Annotated in this window: 12 protein-coding genes; 6 read left to right on the forward strand and 6 right to left on the reverse strand. The window is 72.7% G+C overall.

Annotated elements, in window-relative coordinates; translation table 11 throughout:
- The first annotated feature begins 39 nt into the window (after window positions 1–39).
- Window positions 40–993 carry a general stress protein gene (locus tag ACQEVI_RS16470; RefSeq protein WP_432900695.1) on the forward strand — a complete coding sequence of 318 codons (954 nt, stop codon included), beginning with the start codon at window positions 40–42 and terminating at the stop codon, window positions 991–993.
- A 141-nt stretch (window positions 994–1134) separates the two neighbouring features.
- On the opposite strand, the gene ACQEVI_RS16475 is transcribed toward ACQEVI_RS16470, so the two are convergent.
- The 3 genes from ACQEVI_RS16475 to ACQEVI_RS16485 form a co-directional block, all read right to left on the reverse strand.
- Window positions 1135–2124 (reverse strand): hypothetical protein, encoded by a 990-nt coding sequence (locus ACQEVI_RS16475; protein ID WP_432900697.1) that lies wholly within the window; start codon window positions 2122–2124, stop codon window positions 1135–1137.
- 243 nt (window positions 2125–2367) lie between these two features.
- On the reverse strand, window positions 2368–3903 hold the full coding sequence (locus ACQEVI_RS16480) for an aminopeptidase P family protein (protein WP_432900699.1): 1536 nt from the start codon (window positions 3901–3903) through the stop codon (window positions 2368–2370).
- A gap of 12 nt (window positions 3904–3915) precedes the next feature.
- On the reverse strand, window positions 3916–4752 hold the full coding sequence (locus ACQEVI_RS16485) for an alpha/beta fold hydrolase (protein ID WP_432900700.1): 837 nt from the start codon (window positions 4750–4752) through the stop codon (window positions 3916–3918).
- A gap of 173 nt (window positions 4753–4925) precedes the next feature.
- Between ACQEVI_RS16485 and ACQEVI_RS16490 the strand changes: the two genes are divergently transcribed.
- On the forward strand, window positions 4926–5774 hold the full coding sequence (locus tag ACQEVI_RS16490; protein WP_432900702.1) for a PHP domain-containing protein: 849 nt from the start codon (window positions 4926–4928) through the stop codon (window positions 5772–5774).
- Entirely contained in the window at window positions 5771–6406 is a 636-nt protein-coding gene (locus tag ACQEVI_RS16495) for a MarC family protein (protein WP_432900704.1), read from the forward strand. Before ACQEVI_RS16490 ends, ACQEVI_RS16495 begins: the two co-directional genes overlap by 4 nt.
- Before the next feature lie 48 nt (window positions 6407–6454).
- On the opposite strand, the gene ACQEVI_RS16500 is transcribed toward ACQEVI_RS16495, so the two are convergent.
- The 3 genes from ACQEVI_RS16500 to ACQEVI_RS16510 form a co-directional block, all read right to left on the reverse strand.
- Window positions 6455–6751, reverse strand: a complete 297-nt coding sequence (locus tag ACQEVI_RS16500) for a DUF1905 domain-containing protein (protein ID WP_432900705.1) — start codon at window positions 6749–6751, stop codon at window positions 6455–6457.
- 118 nt (window positions 6752–6869) lie between these two features.
- The gene (locus ACQEVI_RS16505) at window positions 6870–8570 is read right to left on the reverse strand and encodes a DEAD/DEAH box helicase (RefSeq protein ID WP_432900707.1); all 1701 of its coding nucleotides are present in this window, start codon (window positions 8568–8570) and stop codon (window positions 6870–6872) included.
- 324 nt (window positions 8571–8894) lie between these two features.
- A complete protein-coding gene (locus ACQEVI_RS16510) occupies window positions 8895–9116 on the reverse strand; it encodes a DUF3107 domain-containing protein (RefSeq protein ID WP_419704087.1) in 222 nt (73 codons plus the stop codon).
- 221 nt (window positions 9117–9337) lie between these two features.
- Here ACQEVI_RS16510 and ACQEVI_RS16515 point away from each other — a divergent pair, with 221 nt between their 5' ends.
- The 3 genes from ACQEVI_RS16515 to ACQEVI_RS16525 all read left to right on the forward strand — a co-directional run bounded on the left by ACQEVI_RS16515 (window position 9338) and on the right by ACQEVI_RS16525 (window position 17290).
- Complete coding sequence (locus tag ACQEVI_RS16515) at window positions 9338–10465, forward strand: DUF3152 domain-containing protein (protein ID WP_432900709.1); 1128 nt, start codon at window positions 9338–9340, stop codon at window positions 10463–10465.
- A gap of 88 nt (window positions 10466–10553) precedes the next feature.
- Window positions 10554–13850: an ATP-dependent helicase gene (locus ACQEVI_RS16520; protein WP_432900711.1), complete on the forward strand. Its 3297-nt coding sequence runs from the start codon at window positions 10554–10556 to the stop codon at window positions 13848–13850.
- Window positions 13847–17290, forward strand: coding sequence for a UvrD-helicase domain-containing protein (locus tag ACQEVI_RS16525; protein WP_432900713.1), 3444 nt, complete (start codon window positions 13847–13849; stop codon window positions 17288–17290). Before ACQEVI_RS16520 ends, ACQEVI_RS16525 begins: the two co-directional genes overlap by 4 nt.
- Window positions 17291–17298: the final 8 nt, after the last annotated feature.

The raw sequence follows: 17298 nt of genomic DNA on the forward strand, positions 1-17298 counted from the left end.
TCCTCGCCACCAGCCGCAAGGTAGGAGAGACTATGAGGCATGAGCATGTCTCGCCCGGGAGCCGTCCCGAAGGTCCCGACCCTGCCGGCCGGCGACGAGGTCGCCGCGTACTCCACCTACCTGGAGGCGCAGAAAGCAGTCGACTACCTCTCCGACAACAAGTTCCCCGTTGAGAACGTCACCATCGTGGGCACCGACCTGCGCATGGTCGAGCGCGTCACGGGGCGTCTGACCTACGGCCGGGTGGCGCTCGCGGGTGCCCTCTCCGGCGCCTGGTTCGGCTTCTTCGTGGGTCTGCTGATCACCCTGTTCGCGGGCGAGGCGGGCTTCCAGGTGATGTTCGCCGGGATCGCGCTCGGTGCGGGGTTCGGCCTGCTGTTCTCGATCCTGTCGTACACGTTCACCGGCGGACGGCGTGACTTCACGTCCTCGTCGCAGATCGTGGCCGCGACGTACGCGATCCTCTGCGGGCACGACCACGCCAGCGACGCGCGGGCGCTCCTGATGCGCTCGCCGAGCGGGCTGGGCAAGTCGCGCGGCGCCGCAACCGTGGGCGTCCCGGCGCCCGTCACGCCGCCGGTGCCTTCCGCTCAGATGCCTGGTGCTCCGGGTGCTCAGGCTCCTGGTCCGCAGGTACCCGGTGCCGAGCCCGCCGCTACGCCGACCCGCCCGACCGACCCGCGCTGGGTCACGCCGTCGGGTGAGCCTCGGTACGGCGCGATGCGGCCTGGTGCTGGTGCTGCTGGGGCGGCGCCGGCCGGGACGCCGTCTGATGCGCCTGCGGGCACGCCCGCCGCTACGACGGATGCGCCGGTCGACGCGCCCTCGGACACGTCGGCGCCGACTGGGTCGGTGACCCCGCCGGACCAGGCGGCGTCCGCCGCGGACGGCCAGCGACAGGACGAGTCGGACGACCAGGACGACGAGCGGACGACCCGCACGACGCCCCGCTACACCAACCCCTACGCCCCGCCGAGCGACGACCAGAAGTAGCTCAGGCTGCGTCGAGGTCGGCAGTCTGCTCTGAGGTCGGCAGTTGGCATCGAGGTCGGTCCAGCGCTGGACCGACCTCGATGCCAACTGCCGACCTCGGTGCGAGCGCTCAGCGAACTGCCGATGTCACGGCCCTGAGCGTCAGGCCGGTGGTAGGAGTGGGTTGATCCGTGCCTTCTTCACCACGTCCGGCGGCATGTGTTCGGTGAATCTGGCGAGCATCCCGCGGACATCACGCTTGTCCGATGCACTGGCGCGTTCCACGGTGACACCGGCGCGGCGGATGGCCTCGATACGGAACTTCTCGTCCATGAACTCCTGGGCAGGGTCGTGACCAGGGCGAACGCCGTCGGTTCGGTACTTGACCAGGCCGTCGAACTCGATGCCCAGATTCCACTGGTCGTAGCCGATGTCGGTGTGAAAGAGCCCGCGCTCGGTCTGGACCGGCATCTGGGTGACAGGCCTGGGAAGTCCCGCGCGCAGGAGCTCGTACCGGACCCAGGTCTCCCAGGCTGACTGAGCGCCTTCGTCCGCCAGCTCGATGACAAGCCGGGCCCGTCGAACGCCGCGCTGACCGGGTCGGGCGTCGAGCATCTTGAGCAGGTCCTCCCGTTCGACACCCAACGCCAAGGCGGAGTCGGCGATCACGAGGGCTTCCAGCGGATGCAATGTCAACGCGCAGTCGACGACGGTGCGCGCGAGCGATGTGACCGGCAGGCCCTCGGCCGCCGTGACCTCGTCGGGCGAGAGCTTTCCGCGGTGCCGCGCGATGTCTTCGGCTGAGCGCCCCGAGGCCCGATACCGCTGGTAGACATGCGTGCGGTCCGGCACTGTCCAGACAAGGCAGCCCAGGATCAAGGCCGCGGTCGTATGGCTGAAGACATGATCCGAGCGCAGCTGAGAGTGCAGGGCGCGGGCGCGCGCCAGCTCCCTGTTCCGCTTCTCACGCGGTGCCGACGACGACTCCGGACCGTCGACGTGGATCTCGTGCGCGTCGCAGTAAGCGCCGTGCCGGACGCGGATGAGGGTGCCCCGGCGGCATTCCTTCGCCAAGTGGTTCTTGTCGTGCTCGCGGGCCAGGATGACGCCGGGGATCGAAACGGCGGTGCCCGGGACTCGTGCGGTGTTCATGGCACGAGGTTGCCGCGTGGCGGGGAGGTGTGTGCTGGTTGGCAGCCTCGCTTGTGCACGGACTCGGCTTGGCGGCGCCTGTGGTCACACTCGAACCGTTGTGGCGCCGTGCCGATGGGCCGCCGGGGCTCCCGCGCGCCGTGCCAGTCCTGGCGCCTGTGCCGAGGTCGGCAGTCCGGCACCTCGGTGCGAGCGCTCAGCGAACTGCCGACCTCAGCGCCCCAGCTCAGCCACCACGGCGCCTCAGCGCAGCGACGCCATCCAGGCCTCGACGTCCTCCGGACGCCGGGGGAGCGCCGCCGACAGGTTCTCGTTGCCGTCGGCGGTGACCAGCACGTCGTCCTCGATGCGCACACCGATCCCGCGGAACTCCTCGGGCACGGCGAGGTCGTCGGCCTTGAAGTAGAGACCCGGCTCGATGGTGAACACCATGCCCGGCTCCAGGACGCCGTCGAGGTAGAGCTCGCGGCGCGCCTGCGCGCAGTCGTGCACGTCGAGGCCGAGGTGGTGCGACGTGCCGTGCACCATCCAGCGGCGGTGCTGCTGGCCGTCGTCGGAGAGCGCGTCGGCGGCGGTGACGCCGTCGGGCAGGAAGCCCCACTCCTCGAGGCGGGCCGCGATGACCTCCATGGCCGCCGCGTGGACGTCGCGGAACCTGGCGCCGGGCTTCGCGACGGCGAACGCGGCGTCGGCCGCGTCGAGCACCGCCTGGTAGATCTTGCGCTGCACGTCGGTGTACTCACCGTCGACCGGCAGGGAGCGTGTGATGTCCGCGGTGTAGAGCGAGTCGACCTCGACGCCGCCGTCGAGCAGCAGCACGTCGCCCGAGCGGACCTCGCCGTCGTTCCGGATCCAGTGCAGCGTGGTGGCGTGCTCGCCCGAGGCCGCGATCGTCTCGTAGCCCACGGTGTTGCCCTCGAGCCGGGCGTGGCCGTCGAACGTGGTCTCCACCACCCGCTCGCCGCGGCGGTGCTCCTTCGCGGCGGGCAGCGCGCGCACGACGGCCTCGAAGCCCTCGATGGTGCGGGCCACGGCCTCGCGCATCTGCTCGATCTCGTGCTCGTCCTTGATGAGCCGCAGCTCGGACGTGGCCTCGACGAGGGTCTCGTCGGTCACCGCGTCCTCGTCCTCACCGGCCTCCAGGCGCAGCTCCTCGACGAGCGACTCGACCACGTCGTCCGCGCCGGTCACCACGAGGAGGTGCACGCCGCCGTCGCCCACGTCCTTGGCCAGGGCGTCGCCCAGCTCGTCGATGTGGCGGGCCTCGATGCCGGTGAGCGTCTCGACGTCCGCCAGCGACGGGCGGGCGCCGACCCAGAACTCGCCGTAGCGGGCGTCGGCGTAGAACTCCTCGTTGTCGCGTGGCGCGAGCGGGCGCACGTAGAGCACCGCGTGGTGGTTGGTGCCGCCGTCGCCGGCGCCGTCCTCGACCGGGTGCAGCACCAGCACGGCGTCCGGTTCGTGGTCGGTGCCCAGGCCGGTGAGGTGCGCGAACGCCGAGTGCGGCCGGAACCGGTAGTCGGTGTCGTTGGAGCGGGTCTTGAGCGAACCCGCGGGGATCACGAGGCGCATGCCCGGCAGCCGCTCGGAGAGCGCCGCACGTCGGGCGACCGTGTACGGCGCGGCGGCCGACGCCGTCAGGCCGAGCTCGGCGCGCGGGGCCCACTGCGACATCACGAAGTTCTTGAAGGCGGTGGAGCCCGGGCGGTGTGAACGGTTGGCCCCGCGGTCGGCGGTTCCCTGCTCGTCAGGCTGCGAAGTGGTGGTGGGTTCGCTCATACGCCCAGTGTTTCACGCACGCCGGTTGAAGTCCGCAAGCGCCCTGGTGAGCACCCGGTTGAAGGCCGCGGGGGCCTCCATGTTCACGTCGTGCCCCGCACCGGGGATGACCACGAGTGACCCGTCGTGGGCCGCGGCGAGGTGGCGCTGCTCCTCGATGCGCATGGCGTCGCGGGCGCCGTTGACGAACCAGAGCGGGATCCGTGCGGCACGCACGTTGGCGATCGAGGAGCGTCCCGCGAGGTGGGTCAACGCGTCGGTCACGACGTCCCAGGTGGGCCGGTACATCTCGGCGGTCTGCTGCGGGGCGATCTCGACCTGTCGCAGGTCGGAACCGCCGGGGGCGCTCCGCAGGGGGCGGAACGGGAGGCGCACCGAGGGTACGGACAGGCGCGGACGGTGCACGCTCGGGTGCACCACCCGGCCGGTCAGCCGGCGTCCGAGGTAGGCGGCGTTCGCGACGCCCCTTGCGACGTCCCGGTAGAGCCGCACGGGCTTGCCCTTCGGGTCCGAGGTGCAGCCCGCCGCGAGGATGCCCACCAGGCGGTCTGCGGCTCCCTGTTGAGCGGCCCAGGCGAGGGATGTGTAGCCGCCCAGGGACAGCCCGACCAGTGCGATCGGCCCGGAGGGGAGGGTCGCGACGGCGTCGTCCAGCGCCTCGAAGGCGCCGTCCATGGTGAACCGGTCGTGGCGTCGCGCGCCGTGCGCTGGTAGGTCGACGGCGACGGCCGCGTGGCCGGCGGCACGCACGTGCCGCACCTGGTTCTCCCAGATGGCGCCGGAGCTGCGCATGCCGTGCACGAAGACGACGCTCGTCGGAGCGTCCTGCGGGGTCTGGTTGCTCGTCATCCCTTCGATGATGCGGGAAAGGCTGGGGCGGGCGGCGTACGACGGCGGAACGGTCGGTGAACGGTCTGTGTGGGCCTGATGCTTCTCGGTCAACAGGGCCGACGACGCCCGGGGTGCCGCACCTCACGCCGCTCGTGACGCCCGACGGGCCCTTGGCTCTCTACCCTTGTGGAGTGATCGACCTCCATACGCACTCCACCGCGTCAGACGGCACCGACTCGCCAGCGCGTCTGGTCGAGGTCGCCGCACTCGCCGGTATCAAGACGCTGGCCATCACCGACCACGACACGACCTCGGGCTGGGCCGAGGCCGCCGAGTCGGCCGGGCGTTTCCAGATAGGCCTGGTGCGCGGCGCCGAGATCTCGGCGCTCGCCCGCACCACCGGCTGGGGTACCGGTGTGCACCTGCTCGCTTACCTGTACGACCCGACGCACCCCGACCTGGTGGCCGAGACGGAGCGGACGCGCGACGACCGCACGTCCCGCGCCCGGCGCATGGTGGCCCTCCTCGGCGAGGACTACCCGATCACGTGGGACGACCTGCTCGCCCAGACGAAGCCCGGCACGACGATCGGCCGCCCGCACATCGCGGACGCGCTGGTGGCGGCAGGTGTCGTGCGCGACCGGGACGAGGCGTTCGCCACGATGCTCCGCACCGGCACGCGGTACTACGTGGGCCACTACGCGCCCGACGCCGTCGCTACCGTCAAGGCGGTCCGGGCAGCGGGCGGGGTGCCGGTCTTCGCGCACCCCGGGGCCGACGCGCGCGGGCGGGTGGTCCCCGACTCGACCATCGAGGAGCTGGCCGCGGCCGGGCTCGCGGGGCTCGAGGTGGACCACCGCGACCACACCCCGGACACGCGCCGCCGTCTCCGCGACATCGCCGAGTCCCTGGACCTGCTGGTCACGGGGTCGAGCGACTTCCACGGGTCGGGCAAGCGCAACCTCATCGGCGAGAACACGACCGAACCCGAGGTGCTCGAGGCGATCGTGGAGCAGGGCACCCTCGAGGTGCTCCGGTGAGCTGGTTCGACGTAGCGCTCTTCACCGAGGTCTTCGTGACGCTCTTCGTGATCATGGACCCGCCGGGCACCGTGCCGGTCTTCCTCGCACTGACCTCGCGGATGACCGCGCACGACCGCAAGCGCGCGGCGCGTACCGCGATCTTCGTGGCCTTCGGCGTGATCGTGGTGTTCGCGGTGTTCGGCCAGCTGCTGCTGGAGCACATGGGGATCTCGCTCGCGGCGCTCCAGGCGTCGGGCGGGCTGCTCCTGCTCCTGGTCGCGCTGGAGCTGCTGATGGGCAAGATGGACGCCGGTGGGACGGACGCCGGCGGGGCCGCCAAGAACGTTGCCCTGGTGCCGCTCGCGACTCCGCTGCTCGCCGGCCCCGGCACGATCGTGGCCACCATGGTGTTCGTGCAGCAGGGCGTGAGCGCCGGCGAGTCCGCCACCGGGCACTACGCGTCGATCGGCATCGGCATCGTCGCGGTGTGCGTCTGCACCTGGGCGGCCATGCGGTTCGCCGGTCTGGTGCACAGGGTGCTCAAGGACTCCGGCGTGACGCTGGTGACCCGCATCGCCGGTGTGCTGCTCGCGGCGATCGCGACCCAGATGATCGCGAACGGCGTCATCGAGTTCGTCCGCATGGTCTGATCCGTGTCAGACACACAGGTCACCCGAGTGACCTGTGTGTCTGACACGTCAGATGTCGATGGTCTCCAGGGTCACCGACACCGGCTTCTCCGGGTCGAGGCTCTCGGCCTGCCGCACCTTCTTCTTCATGGGCAGCACGTAGCCGCCGTCCTTGTCGCTCGGGAAGACGGAGGTGGTCCAGGTGGTCTTCCCCACGGTCACCCGCACCCGGATGGAGCCGAACCCGCGCGGCGGCAGCGGGAGGTCGGCCAGCTCGTCGGAATGGTCGGGCGGCACGGTCACGAACCACCAGGAGTCGGTACGCACCTGCCACTGCCACAGGGGAGCGGTGAACTCGATCTGCACGGGTAGCAACCTACGCGATGGGCCGCGAAGCAGAGCGCTTGTCCGAGTCTCCCTGGAGTGCCCAGGGAGAAGACTCGGACAAGCGCTCTGCTTCGCGGCCCATCGCGGATCGCCGGGGTCAGCTCTCCGTCTGACCACCACGCGTACGACGGCGGTTGCGGCTCCGGCGGCGGCGCTGGCCGCCGTCCTCGTCGCCGCCCGACGTCGGGAGCTCACCCGACGCCGCGCTGTCGCCGCTGGTCACGGCACTGCTTGTCGATGCGCTGCTCGTCGGTGCGCTGCTGGTCGCGGCGCCGCCGTCGGGCCGCGAGGTGGAGCGAGACTCGCTGTGCGAGCCGCCCTGCCGCCCGCCCGAGCGGGACGCGCCGGAGCGCGGCGCCCCTGAACGAGGCGCGCCGGAGCGTGAGCCGCCGGAGCGGGATCCGCTGTTGCGCTTGCCCGTCTCGCCCAGGTCCTCGACGTCCTCGGCGTCCAGCCCCGCGAGGTGCTGCGCGGACCGCGGCAGGCGGCCCTTGGTGCCCTCGGGAATGCTCAGGTCGGCGAACAGGTGCGGCGACGTGGAGTACGTCTCGACCGGCTCGGGGTACCCGATCTCGAGCGCCTTGTCGATGAGCGACCAGCGCGGCACATCGTCCCAGTCCACGAAGGTGACGGCGGTACCGGTGTTGCCCGCGCGACCGGTGCGGCCCACCCGGTGCAGGTAGATGCGCTCGTCCTCGGGGCACTGGTAGTTGACCACGTGCGTGACGTCGTCGACGTCGATGCCGCGGGCGGCGACGTCGGTCGCGACGAGCACGTCGATCTTGCCGTTGCGGAACGCGCGCAGTGCCTGCTCGCGTGCGCCCTGGCCCAGGTCACCGTGGATCGCGCCGGCCGCGAAGCCGCGCGTCTGCAGCTCGTCCGCGACCTTGGCGGCAGTGCGCTTGGTGCGTGCGAACACGATGCTGCGGCCGCGGCCCTCGGACTGGAGCAGACGGGCGAGCACCTCGATCTTGTCCAGGGCGTGGGCCCGGTAAACGACCTGCTTGATGTTCTTGACCGTCGCGCCCTGGTCGTCCGGCTCGGCGGCCCGGATGTGCGTGGGCTGCTTCATGTAGCGGCGGGCCATGGAGACCACCGCGCCCGGCATGGTCGCGCTGAACAGCATGGTGTGCCGCTGCGCGGGGGTACGGGCAAGGATCTTCTCGACGTCGGGCAGGAACCCGAGGTCGAGCATCTCGTCGGCCTCGTCGAGCACTACGGTCGCCGCACGGAGCAGGTTGAGGTGACCCTGGTTCAGCAGGTCGATCATGCGACCCGGCGTGCCGACCACGACGTCGACGCCGGTCTTCATGGCCTCGATCTGCGGCTCGTAGGCACGGCCGCCGTAGACCTGCACGATCCGCACGCTGCGCCGCGACGACGCCGCGCTCAGGTCGTTCGCCACCTGCACGGCGAGCTCGCGCGTGGGGACCACGACTACCGCCTGCGGCTTGCCGGGGGCGACGAGCTGGTCGTAGCCGGGCTCGCCGGGGGCGACGACGCGGTGCAGCAGCGGCACGCCGAAGCCGAGCGTCTTGCCGGTACCGGTCTTGGCCTGGCCGATGATGTCGTGCCCGCTCATCGCGACGGGAAGCGTCATCGCCTGGATGGGGAACGGGTGGGTGATGCCCGCGTCCTTGAGCGCGTCGACGATCTCGGGGCGGACGCCGAAGTCCGCGAACGTCACGTTCTGCGCCTGGATGGCGGACGGGCTGGAGTAGTCGGGGCCCGAACCGGTAGCCGGCTCGGGACTTGTCTCAATGACCGCGTCTGCGGCCGGGGTGTCTGTGGTAGTCACTGGCGCCTTCATCTCTCGCGGCGCGGTGGGCCCTCATGGCCCGGCGATCGCGCCTTCGTGCGGCAGCCGATCGTGAAAATCATCGCGCGCCGGGTATGGACCCAGGCTGCGCGTCCTGTCGGGGCGGCCTCTGGGAGGCCGAAGCACAGGCTCGGGGGTCGGAACGTGACGACCGGGCAACCGATGTACGGGATTCATGGTACGCGCACGATGTTTCCGAGTGGTTAGCGAAACACGGTGAATAGCCCAGTTAGTAACCAACGCCACGTGGCGGACGGCGCGTGCGGGTGTGCCGTCCGCCACATGGTGTGGGGTAGAGCTTGCTCAGACCGCGCCGAAGCCGACCTTGCGCTGCTCCTCGGAACCGATCTCGACGTAGCCGATCGCGGCGCCGGGGACGATCACGAGGCGGCCACGCGAGTCGGTGAGCTCGAGGGTGCCACCGGCCAGGGCCTTCTTGACGGCAGTCGCGACGGCGTCCGCGTTCGCATCCGTCTCGACCACGACCTCGCGAGGCAGGTTCTGCACACCGATGGTGACGTCCACTTTTACTCCAGTTCGGTCGGGGATTGCGCCGTGTGCCCGGTGATCCGGGGACCCGGCCTGTCGATCCTAGTCACGCGTCGGCGCCGTCTGCCCGCGGTTTCGCCGTGAGCCGACAGGAGAGTTGGCACCTGCCCCGGACGGAGGAGCCGCGAGCCCGCCGGTCCGCATTCCTGTGGACAAGGGCATGGGCGCGCGGGCGCGTGCGTGGCACCATGGTCGGCGTGAGCAGACAGTCCTCCGCACGGCGCGCCGGTCGGCACGCTCGTGGAGGTGCGCCCGCCGGGCTCCTGACGGAGGGCGTGGCCGCGAGCCGTTCCGTGGCGCGGAAGGTGCGTCGCCGCGCCGCGCAGGACCCTCGGCGGGCGGCGGTCGCACTCAGCCTCTGCCTGGTGGCGGGGCTGGGTGGAGGCATCGCGGTCACCATGAGCACGGAGCCGGACGCGTCCGCAGCGGTCGTGGCCGGGGCCGTCGAGGACAGCCTGGGCGCCGAGGCTGCCGCCGCGGTGCGGAACGCGTACGAAGCGGCGAGGTCCGGCGAACGGACGTCGCCCCCCGCGACGACGACGGCGCCGGATGCCGTCTCGGCGGCCGAAGCCGCCTCGGGGACCGGGGCAGGCGTGGGCACCGCCGCCGAAGGGTCGCTCGAGCCGCCGGCCTCCGAGCTGCCCGAACCCCAGGCCGCGGCCTCGGGGGGAGTGCCGTCCGTCGAGAAGTCGGCGCCGCCGTCGCCCGGACCGAGCCCTCGCGCCGCCACCAGGCCGACGGCGGAACCTGGCTCCGGCCTGCTCGGTACGAGCGTCGCGGTGGAGGAGGAGCTGTCCGGGAGGCTCGTCGTGGTCGGCGGGTCTCGTCTCGCGCCCGCCGAGGGGAAGGTTTGGCGTGTCCAGATCGCCGTCGAGAAGGGTCTGCCGGTGGATCCGGAGGTCTTCGCCGAGTCGGTGCTGGCCACCCTGAACGACCCGCGCGGCTGGAACGCCGCTGACGGATCTACCTTCGCCTGGACCGACTCCGACGACTACGACGCACGTGTGGTGCTCGCGAGCCCCGGGACGACCGACCGGCTCTGCCTCCCGCTGGACACGATCGGCGAGCTCTCGTGCGGCATCGAGGAGACCGCGGTGCTCAACTTCAAGCGCTGGGCGACGGGCTCCCAGGCGTGGGAGAGCACCGGGCGCTACCGGCAGTACCTCGTGAACCACGAGGTGGGGCACGTGATCGGATACCGCCACGACCTGTGCGCCGGTGAGGGCGAGCACGCGACGGTGATGGTGCAGCAGACCACCACCACCAGCGGCTGTGTCCCGGAACCGTGGCCTGTTCCCGACGCGCCGGTACCCGACGGGGACTGAACACCCCTCCACAGGACGAAACAGGCATTGCCGACTCCCCAGCGCGGGGCGCCGGGGAGTGTCAGTGGCTCGTGGTTCGATCGTTCGCGTGACACCATCCCTCGCTCTCGCACCTCGGCTGACGCCGCCCGGGCACCGTCCCGACGCGGCCGGATCTGCGCTGGTCGAGGGCGGTGTGCCGCTCGACGACACCCAGGCGGCAGCCGTCCAGGCCGCGCTGAGCAACCGGGCGACGCTGGTCCTCGGGGCGCCCGGGTCGGGCAAGACCACGGTCACCTGCGAGGTCGCCGTGCGGGCGCTGGACTCGGGCGTGCAGCCCGAACGTGTACTGGTCCTCGCCTCCTCCCGACGGGCCGCGGCGCGCCTGCGCGACGAGGTAGCGGCCCAGGCCGGGCGCACGGTCGGCGCGCCGATGGTTCGCACGGCGTCGTCAGCCGCGTTCGCGGTGCTGCACAAGCGTGCCGCCGCGCTCGAGCAGCCGACGCCGACCCTGGTCTCGGGCCCGGAGCAGGACCTGGTGCTCGCCGAGCTGCTCGCCGGTCACGTGGCTGGTGAGGGACGGCCGCTCGCGCTGCCTGCCGGTCTGCCCGAGGAGTCGCTCGGCCTGCGCGGCCTGCGCCAGGAGCTGCGTGACCTGCTCATGCGTGCCGCCGAGCGAGGACTCGGTCCCGTCGAGCTGGACGAGATGGGGCGCGCGAACGGCCGCCCCGAGTGGGTGATGGCGGCGCAGATCTACGAGGAGTACCTCGACACGATGGCGCTGCGGCTCGGCACGCCTGACGCCGGGCCGCGCTACGACCCCGCGGTGGTCATCGACGAGGCTGCCGAGTCGCTGCGTTCCTGGGAGGACGAGGTGCCGGGCATGGCCCGGCCCACATGGGACCTGGTGGTGGTCGACGACTACCAGGAGGCCACGGCGGCGACGGTCCGGCTCCTGCGCGTGCTGCACGACGACGGCGCACGGCTGGTCCTGCTGTCCGACCCGGACTCCGCGGTCCAGACCTTCCGTGGTGCCGCGCCGGGGCTCACGGGCCGTGCCGCGGCGCCGGCCGGCCCCGGTCGAGCCTTCGGCGCGTTCGACGCCGAGACGATGGTGCTCGGGACGGTGTGGCGGCAGCTGCCCGAGCTGCGTGCGGTCACGCGCGCGGTGACGAACCGGATCCCGGTGTCTGCGAGTGCCGTGCACCGACGGGCGACGGGGTATGCGCCCGCCCCCTCGGAGCCACCCACCGGGGCCCCGGCGTCCGTCCAGGTGGCGGTGCTCTCGGGCGCGGCACAGGAGGCGGCCTGGATTGCCCGCGAGCTGCGGGCCGAGCACCTGCTGCGCGGCACGCCCTGGGAACGGATGGCGGTGATCGCCCGCAGCGGTACGCGGTTGGCGGCCCTACGGCGTGAGCTGGTCTCGGCGTCGGTGCCGGTCGCGCTGCTCGGGTCGGACCTCCCGCTGCGGGACGAGCCCGCGGTGGCGCCGCTGCTGGCGGCCGTGAAGACGTGCGCGGGCGCGCCGCGCGGGAGCCTCGAGGCACTGATCGCCGAGGAGCTCGACGGCGGCGAGCCGGTCCTGGACCCCGAGACGGCCGCACACCTGCTCGTCTCGCCGATCGGCGGGCTCGACGCCGTGGCGCTGCGCAGGCTGCGGCGTGCGCTGCGGTCGGAGGAGCTGTCGGCGGGCGGAGGCCGCACGTCGGACACCCTGCTGGTCGAGGTGCTGGCCGATCCGGCGCGTGCGGCTCTGCTGCCGACGCAGGTGCGCCGCGGGCCGCTCGCCGTGGCACGGGTGCTGGCCGCCGGGCGCGAGGCCGCAGGGGAGCCGGGCGCCACGGCGCAGACGGTGCTCTGGGCCGTCTGGGCGGCGACCGGTCTGGCCGAGCGGTGGAGCGCCTACGCCCTCGCCGGTGGTCCGGCGGGCCTGCGGGCCGACCGCGACCTCGACTCCGTGCTCGCGCTGTTCCGCGCGGCGGAGACCTTCGTGGACCGGATGCCGGGCGCACCGGTCGCCGCGTTCGTCGACTACCTCGCATCACAGGACCTCCCGGCCGACTCTCTGGCTGCGTCGGCACAGGGTGCGGGCGCCGTCGAGGCGCTCACGCCGCCGGGGGCCGCCGGGCGAGAGTGGGACGTGGTGGTCGTGGCCGGTGTGCAGGACGGCGTCTGGCCCGACCTGCGACTGCGCGACTCCCTGCTGGGCTCGCAGGCGCTCGTCGAGCTCATCGCCGGCCGGTCGGAGGACGGCCGGGTCGTCGGCGCGGAGGCTCGGCGGCAGGTCCTCACGGACGAGCTGCGCGCCTTCGCGGTAGCGGTCTCCCGCGCCCGACGGCGCCTCCTGGTCACCGCCGTGGAGGACACGGAAGAAGCTCCCAGCGTGTTCTGCGACCTCGTGTCGCCACGGAACGACGGCGGCGACGGGCCCGACCCCCGGCGCGTGCCGGTCGGCCCGCCGCTCGACCTGCGCGGCGTGGTGGCCGCCGCCCGGACGGAGCTGGTGCGCGCGGCCGCGCTCTCCACGCCGGGCAACCAGCCTGCCGCCGTCCTCCTCGCCGACCTCTCGGCAGCGGGCGTCGCCGAGGCGGACCCGAGCACCTGGTACGGCGTCGCCGGGGTGTCGAGCGAGGTCCCGCTGTGGGGTGTGCAGGACACGGTGAAGGTGTCGCCGTCGAAGGTCGAGACGGTGACCACGTGCGCCCTGCGCTGGGCGCTCGAAGCCGCGGGCGGCACCAAGCCGGACGCCACGCACCAGACGCTCGGCACGCTGCTGCACTCGATAGCGCAGAGCTATCCGAAGGGGTCGCTCACCGAGCTGAAGAAGGAGCTGGACCGGCGCTGGCCGGAGCTCGCGCTGCCCGAGGGCTGGCCCTCGCTGCAGCTCCGCAAACGGGCCGAGCGCATGGTGGAGCGGCTCGCGGACTACCTCGCCGACTCGGGTGAACCGCTCCTCGTGGAGGCCGACTTCGACCTGCAGGTGGGGCGCGCCCGGCTGCGCGGCCAGGTCGACCGCGTCGAGGACGCGGGCGACGGCGGCGTGACGGTGGCCGACCTCAAGACCGGCAAGTCCGCGGCCAGCAAGGACAAGGCGGCAGAGAACCCGCAGCTCGGCGCCTACCAGCTCGCCGTGGAGGAGGGCGCGCTCGACCTGCCCGACGGCACGGTCAGCAAGGGTGCGAGCCTCGTCTACGTCGGCACCGAGACCGTGTCGGCGAGCGTGCGGAACCAGCCCGCCCTCGTCCCGGACGAGGACGGCAACAGCTGGGCGCGCGACACCGTGGAGGGCGCCGCCGACACGATGGCCGCAGCGAAGTTCGCGGCGAAGAACAACGACCTGTGCGAGGTGTGTCCGGTGCGGCGTTCCTGCCCGCTGCAGCCTGAGGGACGGAAGGTGGTCGAGTGACCAGGCACGAGCCGGAGATCCGGCTGTCCGCGCGCGCGATCGCCCGGCTGCTCGGCCGCCACGAGCCCACCGACGAGCAGGTCCGGGTCATCGAGTCGCCCCTGGAGCCGGCGCTCGTCGTCGCGGGTGCGGGCTCCGGCAAGACCGAGACCATGGCCGCGCGCGTCGTCTGGCTCATCGCCAACAAGCTGGTCCAGCCCGAGCAGGTGCTCGGCCTGACTTTCACGCGCAAGGCCGCAGGCGAGCTCACCCAGCGTGTGCAGACACGGCTGGCGCAGCTCAACCGCGCACTGGGCGAGGAGTCGGGCGAGGCACTCGCCGGCCTGGACCTCGACCGGCCCACCGTCGCCACCTACAACGCCTACGCCGCCTCCCTGGTCGCCGACCACGGTCTGCGCCTCGGCGTCGAACCGAGCGCCCGCCTGCTCGGCCAGGCCGAGCAGTGGCAGCTCGCCTCCCAGGTGGTCGAGTCCTGGGACGAGGACCTCGGCACCGACAAGGCGGTCAGCACCGTCACCGGCGCCGTCGTGGCCCTGTCCGGCGCGCTGGGCGAGCACCTCGTCGACCCCGCCGACGCCCGCGACCGCCTGACCGAGATGGCAGAGCACCTCGAGTCCATCCCGCTCGGACCGAAGCAGAAGAAACGCACCAAGGACGTCGACAAGCTCATCAGCTCGGTCGCCGAACGGGCCCGGTTCGTGGACCTCGTCGTCGAGTACCGCCGCCGCAAGCGCATCGCCGAGGCGCTCGACTTCGGCGACCAGGTCGCCTTCGCCGCCCAGCTCGCCCGCGAGGTGCCGCTCGTGGGCGCCGCCGAGCGCGCGCGGTTCGAGGTGGTGCTCCTCGACGAGTACCAGGACACGTCCTACGCCCAGGTCGAGCTGCTGTCCGGCCTGTTCGGCGGCGGCCACCCCGTGACCGCCGTCGGCGATCCGCACCAGTCCATCTACGGCTGGCGCGGCGCCTCCGCGGCGGGCCTCGCCCGCTTCCCGGGCCGCTTCCAGCGCGACGACGGCGTCCCCGCCGCCGTGCACTACCTGTCCACCTCCTGGCGCAACGACGCCGCGGTGCTCACCGCCGCGAACATCGTGTCGGGCCCGCTGCGCTCGCGGACCGGGGCGGGCACCAACGTCGAGGTGCCCCCGCTGGACCTGCGGCCGGGTGCGGGCGAGGGGGTGGTGTCGGCGCACGTCGCGGCCACGCTGGAGGAGGAGGCAGAGGCGGTCGCCGAGTGGGTGGCCGCACGCTGGCGTTCCGGCGCCCACCCGGACGGGCGGTCGACCGCCGCCGTCCTCTGCCGGGCCCGAGCGCAGTTCCCCACCCTCGAGGTGGCGCTGCGCCGTCGCGGTCTTCCGGTCGAGGTGGTCGGCCTCGGCGGTCTGCTGTCCACGCCCGAGGTGGTCGACGTCGTCGCGCTGCTCCAGGCCGCGCACGACCCGTCCCGCGGTGACTCGCTGATGCGCCTCCTGACCGGCCCGCGCCTCAACCTCGGAGCCGCCGACCTCCATGCGCTGGGCTCCTGGGCGGCGGACCTGGCGCGGATGGACGACCCGCGCACGGCCGCGGCGTCCGCGGCTCGGGTGGACGGCGCGGACGGTTCTGACGGCGACGTGGACGACGATCCCCGTGTCGTCGAGGGCGACGTCTCGGACCACCGTTCGATAGTCGACGCGCTCGACGACCTGCCGCCGGCCGGGAAGCCGGCTCGCGACGGCCGAGTGCTGTCCCAGGACGCTCACCTGCGGCTGACCGCGCTGGCCCAGCTGCTGCGGGACCTGCGTGGCCTCACGTACCTGTCGCTGCCCGAGCTCGTGGTCCAGGCGGAGCGCGCCCTTGGCCTCGACGTCGAGGCGGCCACCGCGGCCGCCCTGACCAGCGCCGGTGTCGGTGGAGCGGTGAGCGATCGTGGCCGCGAGCACCTCGACGCGTTCCGGGACGTGGCCGCGTCGTTCGCGCAGTCGTCGGACACGGCCACGCTCGGCGCGTTCCTCGCCTGGCTCGGCGTGGCGGGGGAGAAGGAGCGCGGCCTCGACATGCCCGTGCACGAGCCTGACCCGGACGCCGTCCAGGTGATCACGGCGCACGCCGCCAAGGGGCTGGAGTGGGACGCGGTGGCCGTAGCGGGCCTGGCCGACGGGGCCTTCCCGACGTGGGACAGGGGTGCGCGGTCGGGGGAGTCGTCGTCGGGCTGGCTGTCCGACCTGGGCGAGCTGCCCTACCACCTGCGCGGCGACGCGGACGACCTGCCGAACTTCGGCTGGGAGCGTGCCTCCGACACCAAGGACCTCGTCGCGCTGCGCGACGAGTTCAAGTACGAGTGCGGCGAGCACCGCCTCGCCGAGGAACGCCGGCTGGCGTACGTGGCGTTCACGCGCGCCCGGCGCGAGCTCTTCCTCACCGCCTCGTGGTGGGGTTCGGCGAGCCGCCCGCGGGGCGTCTCCCCGTTCCTCGCCGAGCTGGCCGACGCGGGTCTGGTCAACACCGACCTGTGGGCCCCCATGCCGGCCCCGGACGCCGAGAACCCGCGCAACGCGGAGGAGCTGACGGCGGTCTGGCCCGCTCCGGACGGGGGCCAGGACCAGGCCGGGACCGCGCCGGACACGGCCGGAGGCCAGTTGCTGACCGCCCGGGGCGTGCTGCGTGCCACCGCCGAGCGCGTGGACGAGGCCGCGGAGGAGCGCCTCGTCGCCCTGGCCGCCATGCGCCTGCCTGCCGATGCGCTCACCGCGCCGCGGGGCGCCGTCACCGACGCCGCAGGCCATGACCTCGTCGACCTCGCCCGCATGCTCCTTGCCGAGCGGGACCGGCACGCCGACCGAGAGATCGCCTTCCCGGCGCACGTATCGGCGTCCGGGCTGGTGCGGCTCGCCGCGGACCGCGAGGCGTTCGCCCTGCAGCTCCGCCGCCCTGTGCCGGTGCAACCGACGGTGCACGCCCGCCGGGGTACCCGATTCCATGAGTGGGTGGAGCAGTTCTTCACGTCGGCCACGCTGCTCGACGTCGACGACCTGCCCAGCGCCGAGGACGAGGACCTGCCGGAGGACACCGACCTCGACAAGCTGCGCGACACGTTCCTCGGCTCGGAGTGGTCGGCTCGCACGCCCGTGGCGGTGGAGGTCGACGTCGAGACGCCGGTGGCCGGCGTCATGCTGCGCTGCCGCATGGACGCCGTCTTCCGGGACCCCACCACAGGACCGGCCACCGGATCGGACGCAGTGGTGGTCGTGGACTGGAAGACCGGCCGCGAACCGCTCGACGCCGCGGCCCGAAGCGCCCGCGAGGTGCAGCTCGCCGTGTACCGCCTGGCGTGGTCACGCTGGACGGGATTGCCGTTGGAGCAGGTGAGCGCCGCGTTCTACTACGTCGGCTCGGACACGACGGTCCGTCCGGAGCGCCTGCTCGACGAGGCGGAGCTGGAGGCGCTCATCCGCGGCGAGTGACCACGTGC

Origin of the sequence: Promicromonospora sp. CA-289599, from assembly GCF_050936155.1 — a bacterium.
Taxonomy (GTDB): domain Bacteria; phylum Actinomycetota; class Actinomycetes; order Actinomycetales; family Cellulomonadaceae; genus Promicromonospora.

Coding starts and splice junctions, on each gene's coding strand:
- ACQEVI_RS16480 (WP_432900699.1), bottom strand. CDS start 3,903: ATGAGCGAACCCACCACCACTTCGCAGCCTGACGAGCAGGGAACCGCC.
- ACQEVI_RS16475 (WP_432900697.1), bottom strand. CDS start 2,124: ATGAACACCGCACGAGTCCCGGGCACCGCCGTTTCGATCCCCGGCGTC.
- ACQEVI_RS16485 (WP_432900700.1), bottom strand. CDS start 4,752: ATGACGAGCAACCAGACCCCGCAGGACGCTCCGACGAGCGTCGTCTTC.
- ACQEVI_RS16470 (WP_432900695.1), top strand. CDS start 40: ATGAGCATGTCTCGCCCGGGAGCCGTCCCGAAGGTCCCGACCCTGCCG.